Here is a 20,194-nt window from a genome sequence, read left to right as displayed (position 1 = left end):
TAGCACAAAAAAGAATAAGAAGATATAATACGATAAAACTTTAAAATGACGGAAACACCATGAAACAAAACGAGCACCTTGTGCTAGGAAAAACTAACACACTAATTATCGACAGACTTACAACTCCAGGTGCCTATATGATGGCACAAGATGGCAACGATGTCTTACTTCCGGGTCCATATCTTACTAAAGAAATGAAAGAGGGCGATCTTCTTGATGTTTTTGTCTACACAGATTCAGAGGACAGACTAGTATCAACTACACTAATACCGGTTGCACAACTTGATGAGTTTGCTTTTTTTGAATGTGTTGATGTGGCTCCATTTGGTGCTTTTATGAACTGGGGTCTGAGCAAAGACCTGCTTGTGCCAAATATGTTTCAAAAAACACCCTTTAAAGTTGGAGATAGAAGATATTTGAGGGTTGTTTATGATGAGAGAACTCACCGCTTAGTAGGAACTGAAAAACTAGGTGACTTTTTCGAGCGAAGAGTAAAAGGTTTAAAACCAAATCAAGAAGTAAAAATTTCTATTATTTCTAAAACTCCACTTGGTTTTAAATGTATTGTAGAAGGTAAATATGAAGGTCTTATATATCATAACGATATCTTTGAAGAGATAAAACTTGGAGATGAGAGAACTGCATTTATCAAAACCATTAGAAGTGATGGCAACATTGACCTCAATCTTCGCAAACCCGGTTTAAAGAAAAGCGGCGGTTCTTCAGACAAGGTTTTACAGCTAATAAAAGAAAATGGCGGAAATATGCCTTATAACTATAAAAGTGATGCCCAGCTTATCAAAGATGTCTTTAATCTTAGTAAAAAAGATTTCAAACGCTCACTTACAACTCTTGTTGATGCCGGCAAAATTGAAGTTAAAGATACTGGAATATACTTAAAGGATTAGCTGTGGCAAGAGTAAAAGAGAACAAAAAAACAATTGAGCTGTCTGATCAAAAAATAACTTTTGAGATTGAAAAATTATCATATAATGTTATAAGATTTTATCCTACAAAAATGACGCTTGATGTTATGGTCTTTGAAGATGGTGTAAAACAGGGTATGCAAAACATTCCTTTTGCTCACCTTCCTAAATCTGCTAAAAAACTCATCAAAGCTAATTAAAGGCAGAATTTTTTGACATTCAACCAGATAAAAATCGCAATATACTCTTTATATCTTACTAACTACTATGGTTTTAAACTCTCAGGTGTAACTGACTCATTAAAAAGAAAAAAAGCTCGTATAAGCTATGCAAACCAACTGTTAAACAAGCTAAATATCAAAATTAAAGTTATAAATAAAGAAAAATTGCCACAAGATGGACAGTATCTTTTAGCTTCAAACCATAGAACGATTATAGACCCTCTAATTGTTGAAGTTGCCACACAATACAGCAATATCCATGGAGACTGGATAGCTAAAAAAGAACTCTACAACTCTTTCTTTTTTGGAAAATTCACTAGAAATCTTGGAACAATTCTTCTTGACCGCGAAGCATCACAAATGAGTGGTTTTTTTAAAGATATAAAAGAATCTGTAAAAAATGGAAATTCTATCTATATTTTTCCAGAAGGTACTAGAAATAAATCAGATTCTCCAATATCTGAGTTTAAAGAAGGTGCCCAAATAATCGCCATAAAGAACAGACTTCCTATTCTTCCTGTCTACATTCGTTCTAAGGCGAATGATATACTAAAAGAAGCGATAAAAGACTCCAGACAACAACGCATTATAGAGATAGAGATAGGAAATATTATAGATTATAAAGATAGAAGCCTTTCATTTGAAGAAGCTTATAAAAAGCAATTTAATATAGCTTAAGTATTATCTATTTTTAGCTAATATATATTATAAGAAATGGAGAAACAACATGCCAGATATTAAAAAGTGTAATTCACTAGAAGAAGTAAGAACGGAAATTGATAAGATAGATGATCAACTAGTTGAACTTATCTCGATAAGAAGTCATCTTATCCGTCAAGCCGCAGCATTTAAGAATAGTGTTGAGGAAGTAAAAGCAGAAGATAGAATAGATTATATCTTACAAAAAGTTCGTCATAAAGCTATCCAAGCAGATGTCTCTCCAAATATGATATCTGAACTGTTTGAAATTATGATAAACGAAATGGTTGAAACAGAGATTTCAGAGTTTAGAAACAATAAAACATTCTAGAAGTGTAAGAAGAGGTAAAAATCCTCTTCTTATTTGTATCTGTAAGTGATACGACCTTTGTCTAAAGAGTATGGTGTTAATTCAAGTTTAACTTTGTCACCTGGTAATATTTTAATATAGTGCATACGCATTTTTCCTGCGATATGACATAAAATAATATGTCCATTTTCTAATTCAACACGAAATGTTGCATTTGGCAAAGCCTCTATAATCTTGCCATCCACTTCGATAACATCTGATTTAGCCATTTTAATCCTTCTTCTTCTCTAAGCTTGAGATAAAATTTCAGCTTTACCGTTGATAACTGCAACAGTATGCTCATAGTGTGAACCGCGTAAACCATCGGCACTAACAACATCCCACTTATTCTCTAAAATAACCGGTTTTGAATCTTTTTGACAAATCATCGGCTCCAAACAAAAAACCATTCCGTTTTTAATTTTTGGACCGCCTTTAGGATCTTTACCTTCAAGATAATTTGGTATTTCAGGCTCTTCATGAGGCTTCTTACCAATACCGTGACCACAAAAGTTGTAAAGAGGAACAAAGCCTCTTGAACGAATAGAATTTTCTAGAACTTGAGAAAGTTCTTTAAATCTCATACCCTCTTTAATAGCAGCTATTGCTTCATAAAGAGTATCTTTCGCACAAGCGATAAGCGCTTCATCTTCTTCACTAACTTTTCCAACTGGCACTGTTATAGCTGCATCACCAAACCAGCCATCAAGTTCTGTTCCAATATCATAACCAATTACATCACCCTCTTGTAATCTGTAGTCAGTTGGGATACCGTGAATAATAACTTGATTTAGTGAGCAGCATACTGCGTTAGGAAAGCCGTAGAGACCTTTAAAAGAAGGCTTAGCACCTTGTGAGAGAATATACTCCTCCGCCATGGCATCTAACTCTTTTAAAGAAATCCCTACTTTTGTGTTTTGTCTTAGTAATTCTAAAGCACCGCCAACAATTTTGTTAGCAGCGCGAAGTTTCTCAATTTCTTGAGGTTTTCTAAGCGCAATGGCCATTATTTAAAGACCAACTGCACTTAATGTCTCATATTTACTCATGTAAATTTGAGCCTCAATTTTTCTCATAGTATCTAGTGCTACTTGAACAACGATTAGAACTGCTGTTCCTCCAAAGAAGAAAGGAACGCCCATCCCTTTTATAATCATAAAAGGTAAAGTCGCAACTAGACCAAGATACAAAGCACCGGTAAAAGTTAGATTACTTGCTGTAGTATTTAAAAACTCACTTGTCGCATTTCCGGTACGAATACCAGGAATAAAACCACCCTGTTTTTTTAAGTTCTCAGCTATATCTTTTGCATTGAAAGTAATCGATGCATAAAAGAATGCAAAGAAAACAACAAAAGAAAATGTCAAAAAGTTAAAAAAGTAACTATTTGGATTTAAGTAGTCTGCAAAAGCAAGTATAGTAGGATTGGTACTACTAGACATTACAGTCATTGGGAACATTAATATCGCAGAAGCAAAGATAACCGGAATAACACCAGCTAAATTAACCTTGATAGGAATATAGTTCATAACTCTTTTATTTTGATTTTGCATCATAACTTTTTTAGCGTATGTAACAGGTACACGACGCTCACCAAGTTCAACATAAATAATAATAGCGACAGTTCCAAGTATAAGAGCAAGAATTGCCAATACAGTCAGGAAACTCATAGCGCCAGTATTTACCATAGTGATTGTTTGACCAATCGCAGATGGTATTGCTGATACGATACCAGCAAAGATAATAAGTGAGATACCATTACCGATACCACTTTGTGTTATCTGTTCACCAATCCACATTAGCAACATTGTTCCCGCGAGCATTGAGACCGCAGAAAGAAGTATAAATGTGTTTTGGTCAGCTATAATCGCGCTGTTACCATTAGGACCTGTTAAACTTTGAAGTCCAACGCTGATACCGATTGCTTGAATGATTGTAATTACAATAGTTGCATAACGAATAATTTGCATATACTTAACCATACCATCGCGCTCTTTTTTCATTTGACCAAGAGGTGCAAAGGTTGCAGCCAAAAGTTCCATAATAATTGAAGCAGTGATATAAGGCATGATTCCTAGAGCAATGATTGACATACGCTCAACAGCATTACCACTAAACATATTAAATAAACCTAGTGCATCTGATTGATGTGAATCGAAGAAAGAAGCTATAACAGCAGTATCAACGCCTGGTACCGGCACATATGCCAGTAGGCGATAAATAAATAAAAACCCGATAGTAATAAATATCTTATTAACTAGATTTTTATTCACGACTATTTACCTGTGGTAGTAACATTGTCGTCTTTAATTTTTGATGCTAAATCTTTAGCAGTAGCACCAACTAACTTAACTCTAGTAACAGAAGCAGCAATTTTGTGAACACCACGGATACTATCCATAGTAATTTCATCTAATTCAGCAACTGCTTTGATTTTTTCTACATTAATAACATAAGGTTTTATGTTACGAGAAAAAAATCCAATTTTAGGAAGACGCTTTGCAAGTTGCATTTGTCCACCTTCAAAGTTTCTTTTTCTTTTATAACCTGAACGAGACTTCTGACCTTTTTGACCACGAGCAGCAGTCTTACCAGTTCCAGAACCTTGTCCACGACCAACTCTTTTACGGTTACTTGTTGAACCTTCTGCTGGCGATAAATTTTCAATACCCATCATCTATCCTTTTAAGCGACCAAGTGCTTCAACTGTTGCGCGAACCACCGTACCTGGATTGTTTGAACCAATACTCTTTGTAAGTATGTCTTGTATACCTGCAAGCTCAAGAACAGGACGAGTAGAACCACCCGCTATTACTCCTGTACCCTCTGATGCCGGCTTAAGTAAAATACGACTTGCATTATACTTATGCTCAATATCATGTGCAATTGTAGTACCTTTGATACTTATTTTAGTTAAGTTTTTAAATGCATTATCTACCGCTTTTTTTATAGCATCTGGAACTTCTTTCGCTTTTCCAGAACCATAACCGATAGTACCATTTTTATCACCAACAACTACAAGAGCAGTAAAACGAAATCTACGACCACCTTTTACAACTTTTGTAACACGACCTATGTTTACAATTGATTCTTCAAAATCTTCTCTATTGATTTCCATCTTAACCCCTAGAACTTAATTTCGTTTGCACGAAGTGCGTCACCAAATGCAGCTATTACACCGTGATATTGGTAACCATTACGATCAAATACAACTTCAGAAATTTTAGCTTTCTTTAGCGTAGCAGCAAATGCTTCGCCAAGTGCAGCTGCACCTTCCTTGTTTGCTTTATGACCTGTTGCTTTTGAGTTAAGTGCAGCTAAAGTTGTTGCTGTTGCATCATCAATTGCTTGAACACTTAAATAACGGTTTGAACGAAATACAGAAACACGAGGAAGTGAAGCACAACCAGATATTTTTGCACGAATACGACGCTTACGCTTTAAACGATTAGCTATTTTGCTTTTTAATACTTTTGCATTCATTTTTTAATACCCTCCCTTACTTCTTAGCAGTTTTACCGGCTTTACGCACGATATGCTCTTCCATGTATTTAACACCTTTACCTTTGTAAGGCTCTGGTGGACGGAATGATCTAATCTCAGCAGCAACTTGACCAAGCGTTTGCTTGTCATGGCTTTTAAGAGTTACAACATTCTTCTCAACACTAGCTTCTAGACCATCTGGTAGATCATAATTGATATCATGAGAGTGACCAAGTTGAAGATTAAGAACTCTGCCTTGAACTGCAGCACGATAACCAACACCGTTAATCTCTAACTGTCTAGTGTAACCAGTAGTTAAACCAGTAACAATATTTGCAGCTAGTGCACGATATGTTCCCCAGAAAGCTCTGTGAGCTTTTTCTTCTGATTTTGCAGCAAAAGTAATAACATTTCCTTCAATATTGAAGTCAACATTTCCTTTTGTGTCTAAATCAACACTATTTTTGCCTTTAGCAAAAGTTATAACATCTCCATTTGCACTAACTTTAATGTCAGCTGCAAATTCTACAGGTAATTTACCAATTCTTGACATGTTATCTCCCTACCAAATCGTACACATAACTTCGCCACCAATGCCAAGCTCATAAGCTTTGTCATTTGGTAGTACGCCGTGTGATGTACTTACAATAATAGTTCCGTAACCATTTTTGAAACGCTTGATATCTTCTTTGCCTTTGTAAACGCGTCTACCAGGCTTAGAAACTCTTTTCATTTCATTGATTACACATTTTTCGTTATCATCATACTTTAATACAACTTTGATAGTTTTTTTAACGCCATCTTCGATAACATTACAACTCTCAAGATAACCTTTATCTACTAAGATATTCGCTAAAGCTTCAACACTCTTAGAGTGAACTAAAGTAGTAACAGGTAATCTTCTCATACCAGCATTGCGAACACGCGTTAACGCATCCGATACTAAATCATTAATTGCCATTTATTTTCCTTGACTTTGTAAATACTACAGTTTTGGCTATAGTAAAAACTAATAATTAGGAGTTTCCTCTTGGATTACCAAGAAGACTTTCTAACACCTGGGATTAATCCCTCGTTTGCCATTTTTCTAAAACATACACGACAGATACCGAAGTCACGAAGAACAGAGTGTGGACGACCACAGATCTGACATCTTGTATAACCACGAACCTTGAACTTTGGAGTTCTTGCTGCTTTTGCAATCATCGATTTTTTAGCCATTTGTGCTCCCTTTAGTAAAAGGCATACCCATTTTCTCTAAAAGAGCGAATCCTGCCTTGTCTGAATCAGCAGATGTTACTACTGTTATATTCATACCATGAATTTGCATGATTGAATCATAACTAATTTCTGGGAAAATTAGTTGCTCTTGAAGACCGAAGTTATAGTTACCACGACCGTCAAAACCATTTCTTGGAACACCACGGAAGTCTTTTACACGAGGAAGTGCAATAGCCACTAGGCGGTCAAAGAAGTTATACATGTTTTCACCACGAAGTGTAACACGAACACCAACCGGCATACCTTCACGAACTTTAAAACCAGCAACTGATTTCTTAGCTATTACAGTACTTGCTTTTTGACCGGCAATTTTAGTAATAGTATCTTCAATATTTTGGATAAGTTTATTATCTTTCATTGCAAAACCAGCACCAACAGAAATGATAACTTTTTCTAACGCAGGAGTCTGCATTGGATTTTGTATCCCTAAGTCTGCTTGCAATTCAGATTTTAAACCTAAATATTTTTCTTTTAAACGAGCCATCTATTATGCCTCCACTTTTCGTACATTTGAAACATCTATAGGCATCTCTTTATTAATATGTCCGCCTTTAGGATTGTCTTCAGTTGGTTTGATAGCTTTCTTAGCAACTTTACAGCCTTCAACTATTACCTTATTTTTTTTAGATAATACTTCAAGTACAGTCGCTTTAGTTCCGCGATCATCACCAGCGATAATTTCTACAGTATCGCCTTTTTTGAAATTAAATTTTGCCATTAAACAACCTCCGGTGCAAGAGATACGATTTTCATAAAACCAGAATATCGTACTTCACGAGCAACAGGGCCGAAAATACGAGTACCGATTGGCTCTCTCTTGTCATCAAGTATAACAGCTGCATTGTCATCAAAACGGATAAGAGATCCGTTTTCACGGTGAACCTCTTTAGCTACTCTAACGATAACAGCTTTTACAACTTTACCTTTTTTAACTTTAGCAGTAGGAGTCGCTTTTTTTACAGAAGCAACGATAACATCGCCAACTGTAGCGTAACGACGCTTAGAACCGCCAAGTACCTTAATACACATAATCTCTTTTGCACCTGTATTATCAGCTACATTTAAACGAGTAAAACCTTGGATCATTATTCTGCTCCTAGCACTACTGTTTTAAGTCTAAAAGATTTAGTCTTAGAAAGTGGACGACATTCGATTGCAATAACCTTGTCTCCAACTTTTAACTCATTACGCTCATCATGTACCAAGTACTTTTTGAAACGCTTTACAACTTTATGATAACGAGGGTGCATTACACGACGCTCAACAACAATGCTTGCTGTTTTATCGCCTGAAATTTTAACTACGTCACCTTGAATTTCACGTTTATGTGTCATTGCCAGCCCCTATTTCGCCACTGCAGTAAGTGCAGTGTTGATTCTTGCAATATCTTTTTTAGCAACTTTAAGTTCGCTAGTATTTTGTAATTGCATCATTTGCTTTTTAATTTTTAAAGTAAAAAGCTCAGTTTTTCTCTCTTTAAGCATCGCTTGAAGCTCTGCTGCACTTTTATCTGCTAAATCAGAATATTTCATTGCTCATCTCCGCAGTAATTATTTTTGTTTTGAAAGGTAGCTTGTGTAAAGCAAGAGTTAATGCTTCACGAGCAATATCATGCGGTACACCACCCATTTCAAAAATTATACGACCTGGCTTAATATTCATTACCCATTGATCAACTGAACCTTTACCTTTACCCATACGAGTTTCAAGAGGTTTAGCAGTTAACGGTTTAGCAGGAAATACTCTAATCCAAATCTTACCATTTCTTTTAATATGACGAGTAGCAGAAATACGAGCCGACTCAATCTGACGAGAGTTAATACGACCGGCTTCAACCGCTTTAAGAGCGATATCACCGAATGCTAATGTATAACCCGAACGAGCGTAACCACGGTTACGACCCTTCATTACTTTTCTGTATTTTGTTCTTTTTGGCATCAACATCTTAATCAGCCTTTTCTACATTTTCGCGTCTTGGAGCACGCTTTCTAGGGCGCTCTGACTTTTCATCTTCTTTTACTTCAACAGGAACGCCTTTAGTAAGTACTTCACCTTTGAAAATCCATACTTTAACACCTATGATTCCATAAGTAGTATGCGCTTCAGCAAAACCGTAATCGATTTTAGCACGAAGAGTATGTAAAGGAACGCGTCCCTCTAAGTACCACTCAGTACGAGCCATTTCAGCTCCGCCAAGACGACCGGCAACAGCTACTTTAATACCTTTAGCACCGCTTCTTTGTGCATTTTGCATAACTTTTTTCATAGCTCTTCTAAATGCAACACGACGCTCTAGTTGAGTAGCAACATTCTCAGCAACTAACTGTGCTGAAATCTGAGCTTTTTTCTCTTCTTTGATATTTACTGATATTGTTTTACCAACAAGGTTCTGAAGAGTAGTTTTAAGTTTCTCAATATCCGCACCTTTTTTACCAATAATGATACCAGGGCGAGCAGCAACGATAGTTACGCGAAGTCTTTTAACTGTTCTTTCTATAATGATGTTAGCAACACCAGCATAGTAAAGCTCTTTTTTCAAATATGTTCTTATCTTGTGATCTTCACCTAAAGATGCTGCTGCAGTCTTAAAGTTAGGGAACCAACGGCTCTCCCAATTACGATTGATACCAAGACGTAAACCAATAGGATTAACTTTATGACCCATATTATTTACCCTCTACTTCTACTAAGATATGTGCTGTCGGTTTTCTGATTCCAGAAGCCATTCCACGAGCACGCGGACGGAATCTTTTAAGAACAGGACCGTTGTCAACACGACATGATTTTACAATACAATCCTCAGCTTCATTACCACTGTTAGCAACTGCAGATGCAAGTACTTTATAAATGATTTTTGCCGCTTTGTTTGGTGTAAACTCTAAAGCTGCTAATGCTTCTTCAGCGTTCATACCTTGAATCTCTCTTGCAACAAGACGAGATTTGATCGGTGAAACACGGATAAACTTTAATAATGCTCTAGCCATGATTAACCTTTCTTCTGTACAGAGCCCTTATGGCCCTTAAATGTACGAGTTGGTGAAAATTCACCTAATTTATAACCAATATGGTTCTCTGAAATATATACAGGAACAAATTGACGTCCGTTGTGAACATTAAATGTTAAACCAACCATATCAGGAAGAACCATAGATCTTCTTGACCAAGTCTTAATAGGTTTTTTGTTGCCCTCAGCCTTAGCTGCAGCAACTTTTTTCATTAAATGATCATCAACAAATGGACCTTTTTTTACTGAACGAGCCATATTATCCTACCCTTTTAGCATTTGGTTTACGACGAGTAATAATTAACTTATCACTAGCTTTCTTACGACGAGTTTTAGCACCCTTCGTTGGTTTACCCCAAGGAGTAACCGGATGACGCCCTGAATTCGTTTTACCTTCACCACCACCATGCGGGTGATCAATTGGGTTCATCGCTGAACCACGAGTTTGAGGACGAATACCCATGTGACGAGAACGACCAGCTTTCGCTATTACGATATTGCCGTATTCTTCATTACCAACAGCTCCTACAGTCGCTAAACACTCACCTAATACTAAACGCATTTCAGATGAAGGCATACGAAGAGAAACATATTTACCATCACGACCCATAATTTGTGCACTTGTTCCAGCAGCACGACACATTTGTCCGCCCTTACCAGTTTTAAGCTCAATATTATGAATCAATGTACCAACAGGAATATTTTTCAATTTCATTGTATTACCAGGTTTAACATCTAAGCCAGCTTCAGCAGACATAACTGAATCACCTACATTTAAACCTTTTGGTACAAGAATATATCTTTTTTCACCATCAGCATAAGTAACTAACGCGATACGACAGTTACGATACGGGTCATATTCAATAGTGCTAACTGTACCTGGAATATCAAATTTATTTCTTTTGAAATCAATGATACGGTAAAGTTTTTTAGCACCAGCTTGTCTATGACGAGATGTGATACGACCATTAGAGTTACGACCGGCGTGAGCAGGAAGTTTTACCAATAATGAACGAACACTTGCTTTAGCAGTGATATCACTACTATCTACATTCGTGTAAAAACGACGAGACGGAGTTATCGGTCTATAAGTTTTAATTGCCATCTTATACCGCCAAACTTTCTATTTGTGCGCCTTCTGGTAACTTAACATAAAACTTTTTAAAGTCATTTTGTTTACCGGCAACACCACGGAATCGTTTAACTTTTCCGCTTTGATTAAGTGAGTTAACTCTTGAAGGAATAATTCCAAAGTACTCACGAAAAACCTCTTTAAGACCTGTTTTAGTCATACGCGGTGATGTAGTAACAACTATAACACCATCTTCTTGCATAGCTAGAGTCTTCTCTGTATATAATATAGATTTAATATCTGTAATATCTGCCATTATTTAGCCTCTCCTACAAGATTTTCCCATACCGCTTTTTCGATCACAACTGAACGATAGTTAGCAGCTAAATATGCATTTAATTCATTTGCTTCAACAACATATGTTTGGTGAAGATTCTCAAATGCTAGGAATGTTTTTTCATCTAATAAAGATTTAACAAAAAGAACATCTCTTTGGTTTAAAGCTTTAAACATCGCCGCAGCGTCTTTAGTTTTACCAGATGCTACTTCAATGCTATCAACAATAAATAGAGTACCGTTTTGTGCATGTTCATTTAAAGCAAAATTTAAAGCAAGTTTCTTTTGCTTTTTATTAACTTTAAGATCATAATTACGGTTGTTCTTAGAACCAAATGCTTTACCACCGCCTACAAAGATAGGAGAACGACGTGAACCAGCACGAGCGCGACCGCCACCTTTTTGAGCCCATGGTTTCTTACCACCACCTCTAACTTCACTTCTACCTTTTGTAGTAGCAGTGTTTGCACGCTGAGCAGCCTGAGCTGACTTAACATACAAATATAAGTTATGAGGATTAATACCAGAAAAACTCTCCGGTAGTGCTAACTCAGATGCTTTTTCCATTTTTTCATTTAAAACGATTGCGCTCATTATTTAGCTACCTTTACACGACCTAATGAACCGTTTGCACCAGAAACTGAACCTAAAACCGCAATGATTTTATTTTCAGCATCGTAAGAAACGATTTCATTTTTAACACTATTTGTTACATTACCGTATTGTCCAGGCATTTTCTTACCCTTCATAACACGACCTGGCCATTCAGCCATACCTATTGAACCAGTTCTACGACCAAATCTATGACCGTGAGATGCAGGACCACCAGAAAAGTTCCAACGCTTCATACCACCAGAAAAACCGCGACCTTTAGTAGTAAAAGTAGATTTTAAAACTTTAGCTTCTGCTAAAGGAGTTAAATCTAAGTCACCAGCTTCAGTGTTTGCTACTTCCATTGTAGCAATACGGTTAAACTCAGATGAAAGGCTATATTTCTTTTGCTGACCTTCAATTGACTTATTCATTTTTTTACCGCTACTGTAAGCTACAATTGCAGTTCCTTCGTTAACTTCACATACTTTAGTATCTAAAACTCTTAAAAGAGTAACAGGTTTACTAGGTACTGTGATAGTACGGCTCATACCGATTTTTTCAACAATATATTCCACTACTGACTCCTTACTTATCCATAGAGCGTACTTCTACGTCTACTTCTGGTGCAAGATCTAGTTTCATTAGAGAATCAACTGTTTCTGGCGTAGCAGATACGATATCTATAACTCTAGCGTGCATACGGATTTCAAACTGCTCACGAGAACTTTTGTTAACATGTGGAGATTTCAAAACAGTATATTTACGAATCTTTGTTGGTAAAGGTATCGGACCACGAATTACCGCGCCTGTACGCTTAACAGCCTCAACGATTGATGCAACAGATCTATCAAGTACACGATGATCATAAGCTTTCAATTTTAAACGAATTTTTTCCATAAATTTCCTTCTAAAGAACTCGTTAGGTCATGCCTAACTATATTTAGTGAACGCGAATTGTACCAAAACAATCTTACTTATTCAAGGATTTAGGGTCCAAAAAGTGAATTTATACTTATTTTGTTTCCTTTTTATAAGGAAATAGTATTTTGAGATTGTTATTTAAGGCTATTGAGTATATAATCTTTTTTATATAAATATTTACAATATACAAGGAAATTAATGAAATTAAAAATCTTCACACTAGTAGTACTAACTCAAATTATGATAGGTTGTTCAGCAACTAAAGGAGTAACTTTAACAGCAGGAGCAGGTGATGTTAAAGTCGATAAAAGCAAGCCTGACAATAGCTATGAAATTATAGGACCCGTATCTGTGTCCAACGGTAAGGGATGTCGTGATTTTGGCTGGTTAGGTTCTTATGACGGCGCTGTAACAACTCTACAAAACAAGGTAAAAGAGTTAAATGGAGACTACGCACAGATAACAGCTGTTACTGAGCCGCATTTGGATGGTGGATGCTTTGATAACAGATATACTATATTGGCTTTGGCTTATAAAAAAATGTCCAAAGAAGAAGTTTTGAAAAAATCCGATGAAGAAAATTTTACAAAAAAGATGCGAGAATTAAAAGCACTCTTAGATGAGGGGATACTTTCACAAAAAGAGTATGAAGGACAAAAAGCTAAGCTCTTGGATATGGGCTTTAAACAATAACTAAATAATATGCAGAATTTATTAGAAGAGTTATATAAAACAGATATATCTTTTGATAAATTTCACTTCCGGAAGGTGTTTCTTGATGGTTCGAGCTATCAAATCAACGGAATATCTCAAAGTGGAAAAACAAAACTGGTCAAGAACTACCTTTTAGGATTAAAAAAAAGTTCTTACATGTATATAGATTGCTCTGATGTACGAATTGACATTACAGAACTCAATAAAGAACTATCCAAATTTTGTAATAAAAATAAAATCGACACTCTGGTACTAGATAATTACACACAAGACATTAAAATTGTAAATGTACCTCAACTCATTACATGTAGTGAAGTTAACTATGATATTGATTTCTTAAAAAATATCCGACTCTATCCTCTTGATTATGAAGAATTCCTAGCTTATGAGCATAAATATGACTCCACCGCTCTAAATCATTTTTTCCAACTTGGCGGTTTTGCATCAATGCAAAAAATCAACAGTGATGAGAGACATATCTACATTCAAAAAACACTAAAATATACATTAGATGAGATGGAATTTGATATATTGGTTTTTTGTGCAAAGATGATGGCACAAAAATTATCTCCTTTTTCTATATATGAAAGACTAAAACAAAGCAGAAAAATATCTAAAGATAAACTCTACAAATCATTTGATAGCCTGCATAGTAAAAACTATATACACTTGCTGCAAAAGAACAATCACTCAAAAGCTACTAAAAAAGTATATCTTTGTGATACATCTCTTAGGTTGGCACTTACAACTGACAGGCATTTTGGAAGAAGATTTGAAAATATGATATATTTAGAGTTATTAAAATCAAACAAAAACTGCTTCTATGATGATGGCATAGATTTTTATTTACCCGATAATGATGAAGTGATTTTAGGGATGCCTTTTACTGACGAGAGAACTTTGTTTAAAAAGATGGAGTCAATTGAAGCATTTATCATTACACATCAGGTTAAAAAAGTGACTGCTGTTACAATGAATAAAGAAGCAACCGTGAGTCACCCATTTTCAGAAGTAGAAATGATTCCATTTGATATATGGGCATTAGGGGATTAGGTAATTAAAACATCTAAGATAATTTACATTTATGCACTCATTCTCAAAATTTCATCCTAGAAATTTTTCCGAGGATGAAAAAATAAAAATATAACCGTTTATAAAGTAATTATCTTTTATTATTAGCTTTATAAAAAGGGGTTTACATGTCACTTGGCAAACTATGCGGAATAGATGAAGCGGGTCGCGGACCGATTGCTGGTGATTTAGTTATGGCTGGATGTATTTTAAATGAACATGTAGATGGTTTAAATGATTCAAAAAAACTGACTGAGAAAAAAAGAGAGGCTCTTTTTGAGTTGATTATAGAAGCTTCTACTTTTCATATAGTTAAGTTCTCTGCTAGACATATAGATGATTATGGAATATCTACATGTATAAAAAAAGGTTTACAAGAAATTATGCAAAATCTGACATGTGAAGAGTACCTTTTTGACGGAAACTCTAACTTTGGAGTTAACGGACTTCCTACAATGATAAAAGCTGACGGTAAAGTAGCAGAAGTTTCTGCCGCTTCAATCCTCGCAAAAGTTACTCACGACAGAGATATTTTACAAGAAGCTAAAAAGTACCCTCATTACCAATTTGAGAAGCACAAAGGGTATGGAACCGCTCTACATGTAGAGATGATAAAAAAACATGGATATTGTGAAATTCACAGAAGAAGCTACAAGCTAAAAGCACTTACACCTACACTGTTTTAGAAAGTATCCAATAAAATAACATTCACAAAAGTGCCCTCTTCAAGATTGCCATCATCTTCACCGGTGATCATCAAAGCACTGCCATCTAACATGTTAGTAAGTATTGCTGAACTTCCGACTTTTTTACCGTCAAAGTTTACAAAGTACTCACCATCTTCTACTACTACATTACAAGCCGTGAATTCCGTAAGTTTACTACGCTTTTTAAAATCTTCACTTAACCTTGCTGCTACAGTTTTATAAGCAGACCCGCGACTTAACATTTTTGCTATAAGAGGAAGCACATAAAGGATGGAAGTCACGGTAGATGAGTAAGCAAACCCGGGAAGCGCTAAAACAAACCTCTCTTCTCTTTGTGCGACTAAGATATGTTTACCAGGCTTAATAGCAACACCTTTGTAAACAACTTCGGCACCTAAACGAGGAACTATATCTTTAACAAAGTCATAATCTCCAACACTCACTCCCCCAGTGCTGACCAATATATCAGCAGAGTGCAGAGCATTTTCAAATGTTTTCATTATAGAGTCTCTGTCATCCCCAATTGTTCCAAGTTGAATGACTTCAGCCCCGGCTTGCTCAAAGAGTGCAGCTAAAGTATAGTTGTTTGAGCTTCGTATTTGTGCCGGGTTGTCGCTATTTACACCAAGGTCTAAAATCTCACTACCTGTAGATATAACTGCAACTCTTGGTTTAAGCGCAACTTTTACCATTACTTTGTTTAATCCAGCCATCACACCAATCTGAGCAAAGCCTATTTTTGTACCTTTTTTAATAAGTACATCTCCGCTTCTGTAGCCCTCGCCTATAGGGCGAACTGCATTGCCAAGAGGAACTTTTTCATCAACAGTTATTTTATTTTGATTAACAGATACATTTTCTATCTGAATAAGGGTATCAGCACCTTGTGGCATCATTGAGCCTGTAAAGGTTTTGATACACTCACCATCTTTAAGAACTCTAGTTTCATCATGACCTGCAGGATTGTTTCCCACAATTATTATGCTATCGCTGTCTAAATCTGCATGCTTTAAAGCATAACCATCCATTGATGCGGTTGGAAACTGAGGGTCATTAAACTCTGCGACTATATCCTCAGCCAAGATTCTTCCAAGAGATGAGCTGAGCGGAACATTTTCAACTCTACTAGAGTTAACCTGAAGTAAATCCAACATATTTTGACTTGTTTCATAAGATAATAGACTCATTTAAGTATCCCGCTTCCTTTTATTGCAGTTGAACGATCAAGTGCATAGACTCTTTTTCCATTTTTCAAATCATATTTCCAAATAGGTGCTGATGCTTTGAAATCTTCTACAAATTCATCTATAAACTCTAAAGCCACCCTGCGCTTTGGTGAAAAAACTGCTGCTATGTAAGATGACTCATGAAGCATGACATCCCCCTTAGAGTGTGCCATTTTTATAATTGCGCCCTTTTGTTTTGCTTTTTCTTGCCAAGACTTAAACCAGGATTCTAAAATTGGCTCATATACATCAAAACTAAGGCCATCGATGTTATCTTCACTTCTTACAGTACCAACAAAAGGAATATATGCTCCATAGTTGCTTTTCTCTTCTTGTTCGTACCAATCTTTTAAAATTGTCGGTACATCTAAAGCTCCATCATATAAATAAAGCACTTATCAACCCCCACAAACCGGTGGCAACAGTGATACTTTGTCACCATCTTTGAGCCCATATTCACGAGAGCTCACAAGTGTGTCATTTACTGCAACAGCAGAGTTTTCCAGCCACTTTTGCATCTCTTTATCGTCTTGGAGTATTTTTGCTAACTCATTTAAATTTGTTATCTCTAACTCTAAAGTCTCTTTTTGTATTGGTCCTAAAAATTCAACTCTAACCACAATATTTTCCTTAATTATCCGTAAAAAGCACAAAGTCTATTTTACTTCGCTCTCACCGCTGAGGCGATTAAAGCTAATTTATATGAGTGATTATATCTAAGATAAGTTAAGGCGTGTATAATTTCAATAATAATTTTTTGGAGTTGTCTTGTGGTTTTTGGCAAAATAGAGTATCTAAATCTTTTACCGTTTCATGTTTTTATGAAACGCTTTACAAAGAGCTCTCAGCAAAGTATGAGCATGCACTACAAACGCGGTGTACCATCAAAAATAAATGAAAAATTCATTTCACGCAGAGTTGATGCTGCCTTTATCTCAAGTATAAGCGCAAAAACATATCAACATGTAGGTTTAGGAATTATTGCTAAAAAAGAAGTTTTGAGTGTTTTGGTTATTCCACATGTCAAAGATACAAGCGACACTGAATCTGCAACTTCAAATATTTTAGCCAAGGTTTTAGATGTGCATGGAGAGGTTCTTATTGGAGATAAGGCATTAAGATACTATCTTCAGGGAAAACCACATGTAGATTTAGCGCACAGGTGGAATCAGAAGTATAATCTGCCATTTGTTTTTGCTCTTTTGTGCTTTCACAAAGATAAGAAGATGTATAAAAACATTGAAAAACAATTCTTAAAACATAAAATCAAAATTCCGCAGTATATTTTAAAACAAGCCTCTAAAAGAACAGACATAGCATCAAAAGATATACTACACTATTTAGAATACATCTCTTATAAACTTGATGCAAAAGCTAAAAAAGGTCTTTTAAAATTTTATAAAGATGCATCAAGAGTGAAATAGATTTCACTATTTCACTCTTGCTTCCAGCTCCTTTTTGTAAACTTCTATATCAAAATCTTTCATAGTTGAAGATCCGCTATCAACAGCCGCTTGCGCTACAGCACTGGATATCTCTACAATAAGCCTTTTATCAAATGGCTTTGGAATCAAATAATATTTGCCAAATTTTATCTCTTTGCCATACATTTCATTTAAATATTGCGGCACTTTTTTTCGCGCAAGCGCCGCTAAAGCATTTGCAGCAGCAAGTTTCATCTCATCGTTTATCTTCTTTGCTCTAACATCCATAGCACCTCTAAAGATAAATGGAAAACCTAAAACATTATTTACTTGATTATCAAAATCACTTCTTCCTGTTGCTACAATTGCATCTGGTCTTGCTTTTTTTACATCATCAGGAAATACTTCTGGCATCGGATTTGCTAAAGTAAAAACAATTGGCTCACTTGCCATTGTTTTAATGTCCTCAATAGAGAAAGTTCCTGGACGAGATAGCCCGACAACTACATCAGCAGACTTAAAAACTTCGGAGTGTGTCATATAGCCCTTAATGCTAAACTCTCTTTTATAGTCATTTAAATCACTTCTGCCATTGTGTATAACACCCTTGGAATCAATCATATATATCTCTCTAGCACCAAGTTGTCTGTATAATCTGGCACATGAAATTGCCGCTGCACCGGCTCCAACTACAACAATTTTTAAATCTTCGATTTTTCTATGTGTAACTTCACATGCATTTATAATCCCTGCACTGGATATGACCGCTGTTCCATGTTGATCATCATGCATAACTGGGATATTTAACTCCTCTACAAGTCGTCTCTCTATCTCAAAACATTCGGGTGCTTTTATATCTTCTAAATTAATGCCGCCAAAAGTAGGGGCAATAGCTGTTACTACACTGCAAAATCTGTCTACACTCTCGGTATCTACTTCTATATCGAAGCTGTCAAGTCCTGAAAATCCTTTAAACAAAACGCTCTTGCCTTCCATAACAGGCTTTGAAGCTAACGCTCCAATATTTCCTAAACCCAATACTGCTGTTCCGTTTGATATTACCGCAACTAAATTGCTTTTTGCTGTGTATTTGTAAGCATCCTCAGGATTTTTTTCTATACAAAGACAAGGTACTGCCACTCCTGGAGTATATGCAAGAGACAAGTCTTTTTGTGTCTGCATCGGTTTTGTTGTTTCAACAGAAATTTTTCCCGCTTGTGGAAACTCATGGTAGTCAAGTGCCTCTTGATCAAAAGTAGATGTTTTAGACATATGTGCATTCCTAAATAGTTGTATTTAACATATCATAAACAAACTATACAGAGAGAGAGTTTAAACCGCCTATAATAGTCTGATTTTATAGACCAAATTACCTATTTTTAGAATGCATTTAACATTTCATATACAAAATTATTGAAAATATGATAGAATTAAAGCGACAAAGGATAACTGTGTATCAAAAAGAAATGAAACCTGTAATAATAAAATCATTAGATTATAGTATTAAATTTCTTAGTGTATATAAAGGTTATGATGGAGCAAATATACTTAAATTCATATTTCATGATAACCAAGAGATGCTTGTACTAAGGGATTATTGTAGAGATATGGGGCTAAAAACTTCTACTAAAATGAGTGAAGATGGCATGGAGCTTTATTGCATATTTGAAGCCTCTGATGATGTTTACGCTTTAAAATAAATTATTATCTATTCTCAACTCTTCTATTTGCTCCGAATAAAGATCATTTTTAAATTTTCCTACATCTAAACCTAACTCTTTGGCTACTAGAAGTAGCATATCTTCATTACTAGGATTCATAGCATCTGGCAGTTTGAATAGCTTCAATCATCTCCTCTTCTTTACCTTGATTTTTTGTAGCTAAGGTTGCTTGACAAGCTAGGTAAAAAGTATGAGTCATAGTAAACACCTCTTATAGTTTACCTGATTGTATTATAGTAGACTTTATTACAAGTTTATATTTAATTTGATAATTTGTTACTTTTGAGATTGGTTTGTAGTTGATTGAATTATTAAAGCTTGAAAGTATTTAAAATAGGAATTGTTGAGTGGTGCGGATGAGAGGACTTGAACCTCCACGCCTTGCGGCACCAGATCCTAAGTCTGGCGTGTATACCAATTTCACCACATCCGCATGTGATTTGTG

The 20,194-nt window shown here is 35.7% G+C and carries 37 protein-coding genes and 1 tRNA gene; 9 read left to right on the top strand and 29 right to left on the bottom strand.

All coding sequences use genetic code 11. The features are described from left to right. The first annotated feature begins 59 nt into the window (after positions 1-59). From OQK60_RS00190 to OQK60_RS00175, 4 genes are read left to right on the top strand one after another with little or no spacing between them, the layout of a single operon-like run. A complete protein-coding gene (locus OQK60_RS00190) occupies positions 60-908 on the top strand; it encodes a S1-like domain-containing RNA-binding protein (RefSeq protein ID WP_297682882.1) in 849 nt (282 codons plus the stop codon). Positions 909-910: 2 nt separating this feature from the next. Next, positions 911-1,126, top strand: coding sequence for a hypothetical protein (locus tag OQK60_RS00185; RefSeq protein WP_297682881.1), 216 nt, complete (start codon positions 911-913; stop codon positions 1,124-1,126). 12 nt (positions 1,127-1,138) lie between these two features. After that, positions 1,139-1,825, top strand: a complete 687-nt coding sequence (locus OQK60_RS00180) for a lysophospholipid acyltransferase family protein (RefSeq protein ID WP_297682880.1) — start codon at positions 1,139-1,141, stop codon at positions 1,823-1,825. Positions 1,826-1,883: 58 nt separating this feature from the next. Next, the gene (locus tag OQK60_RS00175; protein ID WP_297682892.1) at positions 1,884-2,177 is read left to right on the top strand and encodes a chorismate mutase; all 294 of its coding nucleotides are present in this window, start codon (positions 1,884-1,886) and stop codon (positions 2,175-2,177) included. Between the two features lie 29 nt (positions 2,178-2,206). On the opposite strand, the gene infA is transcribed toward OQK60_RS00175, so the two are convergent. The 23 genes from infA to rpsJ all read right to left on the bottom strand — a co-directional run bounded on the left by infA (position 2,207) and on the right by rpsJ (position 12,862). Then, positions 2,207-2,425 (bottom strand): translation initiation factor IF-1, encoded by a 219-nt coding sequence (gene infA / locus OQK60_RS00170; protein ID WP_008338996.1) that lies wholly within the window; start codon positions 2,423-2,425, stop codon positions 2,207-2,209. 18 nt (positions 2,426-2,443) lie between these two features. Beyond that, a complete protein-coding gene (gene map, locus OQK60_RS00165; protein ID WP_297682879.1) occupies positions 2,444-3,202 on the bottom strand; it encodes a type I methionyl aminopeptidase in 759 nt (252 codons plus the stop codon). A gap of 3 nt (positions 3,203-3,205) precedes the next feature. Then, positions 3,206-4,468 carry a preprotein translocase subunit SecY gene (gene secY, locus OQK60_RS00160; RefSeq protein ID WP_297682878.1) on the bottom strand — a complete coding sequence of 421 codons (1,263 nt, stop codon included), beginning with the start codon at positions 4,466-4,468 and terminating at the stop codon, positions 3,206-3,208. Positions 4,469-4,470: 2 nt separating this feature from the next. Then, complete coding sequence (gene rplO, locus OQK60_RS00155) at positions 4,471-4,869, bottom strand: 50S ribosomal protein L15 (RefSeq protein ID WP_297682877.1); 399 nt, start codon at positions 4,867-4,869, stop codon at positions 4,471-4,473. A 3-nt stretch (positions 4,870-4,872) separates the two neighbouring features. Next, entirely contained in the window at positions 4,873-5,313 is a 441-nt protein-coding gene (gene rpsE / locus OQK60_RS00150) for a 30S ribosomal protein S5 (protein WP_297682876.1), read from the bottom strand. A gap of 8 nt (positions 5,314-5,321) precedes the next feature. Continuing rightward, the gene (gene rplR, locus OQK60_RS00145; RefSeq protein ID WP_297682875.1) at positions 5,322-5,678 is read right to left on the bottom strand and encodes a 50S ribosomal protein L18; all 357 of its coding nucleotides are present in this window, start codon (positions 5,676-5,678) and stop codon (positions 5,322-5,324) included. A gap of 16 nt (positions 5,679-5,694) precedes the next feature. Further along, positions 5,695-6,231 carry a 50S ribosomal protein L6 gene (gene rplF, locus OQK60_RS00140; RefSeq protein ID WP_297682874.1) on the bottom strand — a complete coding sequence of 179 codons (537 nt, stop codon included), beginning with the start codon at positions 6,229-6,231 and terminating at the stop codon, positions 5,695-5,697. A gap of 9 nt (positions 6,232-6,240) precedes the next feature. Then, positions 6,241-6,639 carry a 30S ribosomal protein S8 gene (rpsH, locus tag OQK60_RS00135; protein WP_297682873.1) on the bottom strand — a complete coding sequence of 133 codons (399 nt, stop codon included), beginning with the start codon at positions 6,637-6,639 and terminating at the stop codon, positions 6,241-6,243. A gap of 74 nt (positions 6,640-6,713) precedes the next feature. Further along, complete coding sequence (locus OQK60_RS00130) at positions 6,714-6,899, bottom strand: type Z 30S ribosomal protein S14 (RefSeq protein ID WP_297682872.1); 186 nt, start codon at positions 6,897-6,899, stop codon at positions 6,714-6,716. Beyond that, the gene (rplE, locus tag OQK60_RS00125) at positions 6,892-7,443 is read right to left on the bottom strand and encodes a 50S ribosomal protein L5 (RefSeq protein ID WP_297682871.1); all 552 of its coding nucleotides are present in this window, start codon (positions 7,441-7,443) and stop codon (positions 6,892-6,894) included. Before rplE ends, OQK60_RS00130 begins: the two co-directional genes overlap by 8 nt. 3 nt (positions 7,444-7,446) lie before the next feature. Continuing rightward, positions 7,447-7,677 carry a 50S ribosomal protein L24 gene (rplX, locus tag OQK60_RS00120; RefSeq protein WP_297682870.1) on the bottom strand — a complete coding sequence of 77 codons (231 nt, stop codon included), beginning with the start codon at positions 7,675-7,677 and terminating at the stop codon, positions 7,447-7,449. Continuing rightward, a complete protein-coding gene (rplN, locus tag OQK60_RS00115) occupies positions 7,677-8,045 on the bottom strand; it encodes a 50S ribosomal protein L14 (protein ID WP_297682869.1) in 369 nt (122 codons plus the stop codon). The genes rplX and rplN overlap by 1 nt, the downstream gene beginning before the upstream one ends. Next, positions 8,045-8,293 carry a 30S ribosomal protein S17 gene (gene rpsQ, locus OQK60_RS00110; RefSeq protein WP_297682868.1) on the bottom strand — a complete coding sequence of 83 codons (249 nt, stop codon included), beginning with the start codon at positions 8,291-8,293 and terminating at the stop codon, positions 8,045-8,047. Before rpsQ ends, rplN begins: the two co-directional genes overlap by 1 nt. A 9-nt stretch (positions 8,294-8,302) precedes the next feature. Continuing rightward, positions 8,303-8,491, bottom strand: a complete 189-nt coding sequence (gene rpmC, locus OQK60_RS00105) for a 50S ribosomal protein L29 (RefSeq protein WP_297682867.1) — start codon at positions 8,489-8,491, stop codon at positions 8,303-8,305. Beyond that, a complete protein-coding gene (rplP, locus tag OQK60_RS00100) occupies positions 8,478-8,903 on the bottom strand; it encodes a 50S ribosomal protein L16 (protein ID WP_297682866.1) in 426 nt (141 codons plus the stop codon). Before rplP ends, rpmC begins: the two co-directional genes overlap by 14 nt. 1 nt (position 8,904) lies before the next feature. Then, positions 8,905-9,624 (bottom strand): 30S ribosomal protein S3, encoded by a 720-nt coding sequence (gene rpsC, locus OQK60_RS00095; RefSeq protein WP_297682864.1) that lies wholly within the window; start codon positions 9,622-9,624, stop codon positions 8,905-8,907. Between the two features lies 1 nt (position 9,625). After that, positions 9,626-9,943: a 50S ribosomal protein L22 gene (rplV, locus tag OQK60_RS00090; protein WP_297682862.1), complete on the bottom strand. Its 318-nt coding sequence runs from the start codon at positions 9,941-9,943 to the stop codon at positions 9,626-9,628. Between the two features lie 2 nt (positions 9,944-9,945). Then, positions 9,946-10,221: a 30S ribosomal protein S19 gene (gene rpsS, locus OQK60_RS00085; RefSeq protein ID WP_297682859.1), complete on the bottom strand. Its 276-nt coding sequence runs from the start codon at positions 10,219-10,221 to the stop codon at positions 9,946-9,948. A gap of 1 nt (position 10,222) precedes the next feature. Beyond that, complete coding sequence (rplB, locus tag OQK60_RS00080; RefSeq protein WP_297682857.1) at positions 10,223-11,068, bottom strand: 50S ribosomal protein L2; 846 nt, start codon at positions 11,066-11,068, stop codon at positions 10,223-10,225. A 1-nt stretch (position 11,069) separates the two neighbouring features. After that, complete coding sequence (locus OQK60_RS00075) at positions 11,070-11,351, bottom strand: 50S ribosomal protein L23 (RefSeq protein ID WP_297682855.1); 282 nt, start codon at positions 11,349-11,351, stop codon at positions 11,070-11,072. Continuing rightward, a complete protein-coding gene (gene rplD, locus OQK60_RS00070) occupies positions 11,351-11,965 on the bottom strand; it encodes a 50S ribosomal protein L4 (RefSeq protein ID WP_297682853.1) in 615 nt (204 codons plus the stop codon). The genes OQK60_RS00075 and rplD overlap by 1 nt, the downstream gene beginning before the upstream one ends. Next, positions 11,965-12,540, bottom strand: a complete 576-nt coding sequence (gene rplC, locus OQK60_RS00065; protein WP_297682851.1) for a 50S ribosomal protein L3 — start codon at positions 12,538-12,540, stop codon at positions 11,965-11,967. The genes rplD and rplC overlap by 1 nt, the downstream gene beginning before the upstream one ends. A gap of 10 nt (positions 12,541-12,550) precedes the next feature. Continuing rightward, positions 12,551-12,862 (bottom strand): 30S ribosomal protein S10, encoded by a 312-nt coding sequence (gene rpsJ / locus OQK60_RS00060; RefSeq protein WP_295009755.1) that lies wholly within the window; start codon positions 12,860-12,862, stop codon positions 12,551-12,553. A 222-nt stretch (positions 12,863-13,084) separates the two neighbouring features. On the opposite strand from rpsJ, the gene OQK60_RS00055 reads away from it, so the two are divergent. From OQK60_RS00055 to OQK60_RS00045, 3 genes are all read left to right on the top strand, one after another. Continuing rightward, a complete protein-coding gene (locus tag OQK60_RS00055) occupies positions 13,085-13,579 on the top strand; it encodes an SHOCT domain-containing protein (RefSeq protein ID WP_297682849.1) in 495 nt (164 codons plus the stop codon). A 9-nt stretch (positions 13,580-13,588) separates the two neighbouring features. Continuing rightward, the gene (locus OQK60_RS00050) at positions 13,589-14,653 is read left to right on the top strand and encodes an ATP-binding protein (protein WP_297682847.1); all 1,065 of its coding nucleotides are present in this window, start codon (positions 13,589-13,591) and stop codon (positions 14,651-14,653) included. A gap of 146 nt (positions 14,654-14,799) precedes the next feature. Further along, positions 14,800-15,357, top strand: a complete 558-nt coding sequence (locus tag OQK60_RS00045; RefSeq protein WP_297682845.1) for a ribonuclease HII — start codon at positions 14,800-14,802, stop codon at positions 15,355-15,357. Here OQK60_RS00045 and glp read toward each other — a convergent pair. The 3 genes from glp to OQK60_RS00030 are packed head-to-tail and all read right to left on the bottom strand — an operon-like array spanning position 15,354 to position 17,224. Next, on the bottom strand, positions 15,354-16,565 hold the full coding sequence (glp, locus tag OQK60_RS00040; protein WP_297682843.1) for a gephyrin-like molybdotransferase Glp: 1,212 nt from the start codon (positions 16,563-16,565) through the stop codon (positions 15,354-15,356). The two genes, OQK60_RS00045 and glp, sit on opposite strands and share 4 nt — an antisense overlap. Next, positions 16,562-16,999, bottom strand: a complete 438-nt coding sequence (locus OQK60_RS00035; protein ID WP_297682841.1) for a molybdenum cofactor biosynthesis protein MoaE — start codon at positions 16,997-16,999, stop codon at positions 16,562-16,564. The genes glp and OQK60_RS00035 overlap by 4 nt, the downstream gene beginning before the upstream one ends. A gap of 3 nt (positions 17,000-17,002) precedes the next feature. Then, entirely contained in the window at positions 17,003-17,224 is a 222-nt protein-coding gene (locus tag OQK60_RS00030) for a MoaD/ThiS family protein (protein WP_297682839.1), read from the bottom strand. Positions 17,225-17,374: 150 nt separating this feature from the next. On the opposite strand from OQK60_RS00030, the gene OQK60_RS00025 reads away from it, so the two are divergent. Further along, complete coding sequence (locus OQK60_RS00025) at positions 17,375-18,028, top strand: MqnA/MqnD/SBP family protein (RefSeq protein WP_297682837.1); 654 nt, start codon at positions 17,375-17,377, stop codon at positions 18,026-18,028. Between the two features lie 6 nt (positions 18,029-18,034). Here the strand turns inward: OQK60_RS00025 and OQK60_RS00020 are convergent, their stop codons facing one another. Next, on the bottom strand, positions 18,035-19,300 hold the full coding sequence (locus OQK60_RS00020; RefSeq protein ID WP_297682835.1) for a malic enzyme-like NAD(P)-binding protein: 1,266 nt from the start codon (positions 19,298-19,300) through the stop codon (positions 18,035-18,037). Between the two features lie 179 nt (positions 19,301-19,479). Between OQK60_RS00020 and OQK60_RS00015 the strand changes: the two genes are divergently transcribed. Further along, positions 19,480-19,728: a hypothetical protein gene (locus tag OQK60_RS00015; protein WP_297682833.1), complete on the top strand. Its 249-nt coding sequence runs from the start codon at positions 19,480-19,482 to the stop codon at positions 19,726-19,728. On the opposite strand, the gene OQK60_RS00010 is transcribed toward OQK60_RS00015, so the two are convergent. Together OQK60_RS00010 and OQK60_RS00005 are read right to left on the bottom strand one after the other, a co-directional pair. Beyond that, a complete protein-coding gene (locus tag OQK60_RS00010) occupies positions 19,720-19,875 on the bottom strand; it encodes a hypothetical protein (protein WP_297682831.1) in 156 nt (51 codons plus the stop codon). The two genes, OQK60_RS00015 and OQK60_RS00010, sit on opposite strands and share 9 nt — an antisense overlap. 222 nt (positions 19,876-20,097) lie before the next feature. Then, a tRNA-Leu gene (locus OQK60_RS00005) sits at positions 20,098-20,182 on the bottom strand. Between the last annotated feature and the right edge of the window lie 12 nt (positions 20,183-20,194).

The organism is Sulfurimonas sp., from assembly GCF_026196735.1.
Classification (GTDB): Bacteria; Campylobacterota; Campylobacteria; order Campylobacterales; family Sulfurimonadaceae; genus Sulfurimonas.
Note: the sequence above shows the minus strand (reverse complement) of the source record. Positions and strands in the feature narration are given on the sequence as shown.

What these genes read in the sequence shown, in the direction of transcription:
- rpsC (WP_297682864.1), bottom strand. Translation starts at nt 9,624, where the DNA reads ATGGGTCATAAAGTTAATCCTATTGGTTTACGTCTTGGTATCAATCGT.
- glp (WP_297682843.1), bottom strand. Translation starts at nt 16,565, where the DNA reads ATGAGTCTATTATCTTATGAAACAAGTCAAAATATGTTGGATTTACTT.
- OQK60_RS00020 (WP_297682835.1), bottom strand. Translation starts at nt 19,300, where the DNA reads ATGTCTAAAACATCTACTTTTGATCAAGAGGCACTTGACTACCATGAG.
- infA (WP_008338996.1), bottom strand. Translation starts at nt 2,425, where the DNA reads ATGGCTAAATCAGATGTTATCGAAGTGGATGGCAAGATTATAGAGGCT.
- rplN (WP_297682869.1), bottom strand. Translation starts at nt 8,045, where the DNA reads ATGATCCAAGGTTTTACTCGTTTAAATGTAGCTGATAATACAGGTGCA.
- rplR (WP_297682875.1), bottom strand. Translation starts at nt 5,678, where the DNA reads ATGAATGCAAAAGTATTAAAAAGCAAAATAGCTAATCGTTTAAAGCGT.
- rplP (WP_297682866.1), bottom strand. Translation starts at nt 8,903, where the DNA reads ATGTTGATGCCAAAAAGAACAAAATACAGAAAAGTAATGAAGGGTCGT.
- rpsE (WP_297682876.1), bottom strand. Translation starts at nt 5,313, where the DNA reads ATGGAAATCAATAGAGAAGATTTTGAAGAATCAATTGTAAACATAGGT.
- OQK60_RS00075 (WP_297682855.1), bottom strand. Translation starts at nt 11,351, where the DNA reads ATGGCAGATATTACAGATATTAAATCTATATTATATACAGAGAAGACT.
- map (WP_297682879.1), bottom strand. Translation starts at nt 3,202, where the DNA reads ATGGCCATTGCGCTTAGAAAACCTCAAGAAATTGAGAAACTTCGCGCT.
- rplO (WP_297682877.1), bottom strand. Translation starts at nt 4,869, where the DNA reads ATGGGTATTGAAAATTTATCGCCAGCAGAAGGTTCAACAAGTAACCGT.
- rpsS (WP_297682859.1), bottom strand. Translation starts at nt 10,221, where the DNA reads ATGGCTCGTTCAGTAAAAAAAGGTCCATTTGTTGATGATCATTTAATG.
- rplB (WP_297682857.1), bottom strand. Translation starts at nt 11,068, where the DNA reads ATGGCAATTAAAACTTATAGACCGATAACTCCGTCTCGTCGTTTTTAC.
- rplE (WP_297682871.1), bottom strand. Translation starts at nt 7,443, where the DNA reads ATGGCTCGTTTAAAAGAAAAATATTTAGGTTTAAAATCTGAATTGCAA.
- rplV (WP_297682862.1), bottom strand. Translation starts at nt 9,943, where the DNA reads ATGGCTAGAGCATTATTAAAGTTTATCCGTGTTTCACCGATCAAATCT.
- OQK60_RS00050 (WP_297682847.1), top strand. Translation starts at nt 13,589, where the DNA reads ATGCAGAATTTATTAGAAGAGTTATATAAAACAGATATATCTTTTGAT.
- rpsH (WP_297682873.1), bottom strand. Translation starts at nt 6,639, where the DNA reads ATGGCAATTAATGATTTAGTATCGGATGCGTTAACGCGTGTTCGCAAT.
- OQK60_RS00045 (WP_297682845.1), top strand. Translation starts at nt 14,800, where the DNA reads ATGTCACTTGGCAAACTATGCGGAATAGATGAAGCGGGTCGCGGACCG.
- rplD (WP_297682853.1), bottom strand. Translation starts at nt 11,965, where the DNA reads ATGAGCGCAATCGTTTTAAATGAAAAAATGGAAAAAGCATCTGAGTTA.
- OQK60_RS00130 (WP_297682872.1), bottom strand. Translation starts at nt 6,899, where the DNA reads ATGGCTAAAAAATCGATGATTGCAAAAGCAGCAAGAACTCCAAAGTTC.
- OQK60_RS00055 (WP_297682849.1), top strand. Translation starts at nt 13,085, where the DNA reads ATGAAATTAAAAATCTTCACACTAGTAGTACTAACTCAAATTATGATA.
- rplF (WP_297682874.1), bottom strand. Translation starts at nt 6,231, where the DNA reads ATGTCAAGAATTGGTAAATTACCTGTAGAATTTGCAGCTGACATTAAA.
- rplX (WP_297682870.1), bottom strand. Translation starts at nt 7,677, where the DNA reads ATGGCAAAATTTAATTTCAAAAAAGGCGATACTGTAGAAATTATCGCT.
- rpsQ (WP_297682868.1), bottom strand. Translation starts at nt 8,293, where the DNA reads ATGACACATAAACGTGAAATTCAAGGTGACGTAGTTAAAATTTCAGGC.
- rpsJ (WP_295009755.1), bottom strand. Translation starts at nt 12,862, where the DNA reads ATGGAAAAAATTCGTTTAAAATTGAAAGCTTATGATCATCGTGTACTT.
- OQK60_RS00190 (WP_297682882.1), top strand. Translation starts at nt 60, where the DNA reads ATGAAACAAAACGAGCACCTTGTGCTAGGAAAAACTAACACACTAATT.
- rpmC (WP_297682867.1), bottom strand. Translation starts at nt 8,491, where the DNA reads ATGAAATATTCTGATTTAGCAGATAAAAGTGCAGCAGAGCTTCAAGCG.